Origin of the sequence: Pseudoxanthobacter sp. (genome assembly GCF_036822375.1) — a bacterium.
Taxonomy (GTDB): domain Bacteria; phylum Pseudomonadota; class Alphaproteobacteria; order Rhizobiales; family Segnochrobactraceae; genus Pseudoxanthobacter.
The window spans coordinates 5,039-8,976 of sequence record NZ_DAISHT010000151.1 but is presented as its reverse complement, the minus strand read 5'-3'; the positions used below and the strand labels follow the sequence as shown (position 1 = coordinate 8,976).

Annotated in this window: 1 protein-coding gene; it reads left to right on the top strand. The window is 66.8% G+C overall.

The window, feature by feature from the left end; all coding sequences use genetic code 11:
• Nucleotides 1-551 precede the first annotated feature (551 nt).
• Complete coding sequence (locus tag V7067_RS13050; protein ID WP_334176337.1) at nucleotides 552-3,836, top strand: autotransporter domain-containing protein; 3,285 nt, start codon at nucleotides 552-554, stop codon at nucleotides 3,834-3,836.
• Nucleotides 3,837-3,938 lie beyond the last annotated feature (102 nt).

Below are 3,938 nucleotides of genomic sequence, written 5' to 3'. Positions count from 1 at the left end.
CACGTGACTTTTAATCATGGGGTCGAGGGTTCGAGTCCCTCCGGGCTCACCAACACAATCCGGCGGCTGATGCCGGTGGTTGGTGGATAGAAGACAGTCTGGCTGCGGCACAGGCCTGAACGGCCGGCGGGCAGACCGCCTGCGCGTCTGAATTCCGAATCCACCCGATATGCGGTTGCCGGACGGGATGCCGGGCCTCTGTCCGGCATTGTCCCGTGCTCTTCCGCCGTCTCATGTTCATCCCGGCCGGCAGGCTGCGGCGACCGTCGGTTGCCGGACGATCGCCCCGGTTTCCTCTTGCGCGCAGGGCGGCTTTGAAGCGGCCCCGCCCGCGCTGTCACCGCCTGCCAATGTCGCCGGCTCGTCTTCTCATGGCGGGCGGTTCGGGCTAGCGTTCTGCCGCCGGCGCGGCCGGGGGAGGGTTTCTGCAGCGGGGAGCGGCAATGCGTCTTCTGACGGCGAGGGCGGGGCCACGGCGGAGACTGAGGCTCGGGGCGGCGGGGCGCATTTCCGGCCTCTGCACGGCTCTTTCGGCGGGCGCGGCCGGCCTCTTGCCTGCGGGCGGTGCGGCGGCGGCAGAGAGCTGGAATCTCTACAGCAATTACGATCAGTCCTATTTCATCGATTATTCGACCTTCACGGCCGATGACACCGAGCGATCCGCCGATCTGGCCTATGCGCTGAAACATCAGACCATGATGGATATCAGGGTCGAGGTTAACGGCGTCAGGGCGGATATCGGTGTCGATACCGGATCGACCGGCATGGTGCTGGGAAAGGCATACTGGGCCGCCGGCTTTACGCCGGTCGGGCCGGCCGGATGGGTCTATTACAACAGTTCCGGCCTCGTCATCACCGGCGTGTTCCAGACGATGAACGTATCGATTCTGGGCGACAGCGAACAGCAGACGGTCACCTCGCTTGTGCCGGTGTTGTTTGCCACGGGCTATGAGTGTCTGGCGGGCGCGCCGAACGGTTGCGTGTCCGGGCAGACCGGCGTCGACAGCCCGGTCTATGGCATTTCGATGCTGGGGATCGGGTTCGACCGCACGACAATGGGCGAGGGGACGCTTCCGGACGAGAAGAACAACGACAAAATGAAGAAATATGTGGACGGACTGGCGCCCACATCGCAGGCTTACAATCTGTTTCTCAATCTGTCGGAGATGCAGGCCGGAACGATGCGGCGGGGCTATATCATTACCCCGACCGGCATTTATCTCGGCCTGACGCAGGAAAATACGTCTTCGCAGGCCTTCACTTACGCACAGCTTGTGCTGCAGAGCGCCGGCAGCGGCAGCGTGCCCGCCCAGTGGCAGCAGATTGAGGGCACCATCACGGTCGGGGGCGTTACGAGCCCGACCACGCTTCTGATGGATACCGGCGTCACCAATGCCTTCATCAACGTGCCGAACGGCTCGGCGGCGCTGACCGACAACACGGCGGTGACCATCAGCCTGGCGGGCGGCAGCGCGTCCTACACCTTCCTGAGCGGCGATCTGAGCAACCCGCAGACGCCTTATCCGATCGATGCGTCCGACAGCGGAACGTTCGTGAATTCGAGCCTGCACACCTATGCCGGCTTCAACGTTCTGTTCGATGCGGATGGCGGTTTTATCGGCATTGCGGCGAACGGCTACAGCCCGCAGACCAATGTGACCGTGGCGCCGCTGATTGCCGCGCAGGGCCCGCTGAACCTCAGTCAGGACTTTGAGACGACGCTGCCGGTGCTGCTCGTCGGCGGCAGTACGATCAACACGAGTGCGACGGCGATCTTCGATTCCGCGATCTACGGCGCCAGCAGTCTCACGCTGAACGGCGGGACGATCGTGCTCAACGGTGCCGTGCTGAACACCGGCGGCGTCACTGTCGGCCGGGGGGCGACCGTTCTCAACGGGGTGATGACGGGATCGCTGACGGTGGCTCCCGGCGCCGTGTTCTACAACGCGGGCAACGGCTATCAGGTGGCGGGCGGGCAGGCGCTGACGAACGGCGGCACCGTGCTCGGCGCGCGCTCCGGCGCCGCCTTCGTCAATCAGGGAACGGTCGATAACAGCGGCGCGTTCTACGGGGCGGTCAGCAATGCCGGGACGTGGACCAACACCGGCTCCCTCACCGGCACGGTCACCAACGCGGGAACGCTCTTCAACGCCGGCCAGCTCACCGGCACGGTCTTCAATCTCGGTCAGATGGGCAACAGCGGAACCATCGTCGGCGATGTCTCGACCTTCGGTTCGCTGACCAGCACCGGCCTCATACAGGGCGCGGTGGTCAACAATTTCGTGTTCAGCAACGATGGCGTCGTGGCGGGTCCGGTCACCACCTATGGCACGCTGTCGGGCACCGGCACGGTCTCCTCGCTGGTCGTCGCGCGCGGCGGTTCGGTTTCTCCGGGGCATTCGTTCGGCACGGTGACGGTGACCGGCGATGCCACCTTCCAGCCGGGATCGCTCTATGTTGCCGAACTCGGCGCGGCCGGCACCTCCGACCGGCTCGCGGTGGGCGGAACGCTGACCGCGGGCGGCGCAACCCTGCTGCTGGCGCAGGGCAGTGGCTTTTCGCCGGTGTTCGGGGCCACCTATCAGGTGTTCACGGCCGGTTCGCTCGCCTCCGGCTTTACCGTCGACAACACGCTGTTCGGCACGGCACCGGCGCTGTACCCGTTCCTCGGCGCGCAGCTGGACAGCACCGGCACGCTGACGCTGGGGCGCAGCGCCGTGCCCTACACGACATTCGCCCCCACGGCGAACGAACGGGCAGCGGCCGCGGCGGCCGACACACTGGATATCAGCTCGCCGCTCAATCGGTCGCTCGCCGCCCTGAGCGGAGCGGAGGCGCCGGCCGCCTTCGAGAGCCTCTCCGGCGCGGCCTATGCCTCGGTCGAAGCGGGGCTGCAGCAGCAGTCCGTCTATCTGCGCGATGCCGCCATGGGCCGGGTGCGGCAGGCCCTTGCGAGCGGCAGCGAACCCGCGAAGAGCCTGGCGAAAACGGCGGCGCTGATGCCCGGATTTGCGCTCACGGCCTGGGGTCAGGCTTATGGCGGGTGGGGGCAGACGAAGGGCGACGGCAATGCCGCCACGCTGTCGCGCTCGGTCAGCGGCTTTCTGATGGGCGTCGACAGCCCGGCCGGCGACGCGTGGCGGGTTGGCCTTGTCGGCGGCTACAGCCGGTCGGCCTTTGATACGAACACCCCGAACGCCTCGGCCGACAGCGACAATTACGATCTCGGCCTTTATGGCGGGGCCCGTTTCGGCGATCTGGGGCTGCGCTTCGGCGCGGCCTACACATGGCACGCGCTGACGATGGATCGCGCGGTGGCGTTCGGCGATGTGGCGCAGAGCCTGTCGGCGAACTATCGCGCCGGCACCGCACAGGCCTTCGCCGAAGCGGGCTACAGTTTTCATTTCGGCGCGACGACGGCCGAGCCGTTTGCCAATCTCGCTTATGTCGGCCTGAACAGCAGCGGGTTCGCGGAAACCGGGGGCACCGCCGCGCTGACCGCTGAAAGCGGGACGTTCGACACGACCTACAGCGTGCTCGGCCTGCGGCTCGGCCATGCCATTCCCGTGGAGACCGGGGGCGCCGTGAAGCTGATGGCCGGCCTTGGCTGGCAGCACGCCTATGGTGAGCTGACGCCATCGCAGACCGCCTCCTTCACCGGCTCGGCAGCATTCACCACCTTTGGCGTGCCGGTGGCGCAGAACGCCGCGCTCGTCGATCTCGGCGTCGGTTACAACCCGACCGAAGCCGTCGATATCGGCCTGCATTATGAGGGCGCCTATGCCGCCTCCGCGCAGGACAGCGCGGTGCGCGGAACGCTCCGCATCCGGTTCTGATCCGGCCCGCGGCCGCGTCCGTTCCGACCGGCGCGGACGCATCTGCAGGGCCCGGTGCATCCGCTGTGTGCGGACATGGCGGCTTCGGCAAACCGCCGGCCC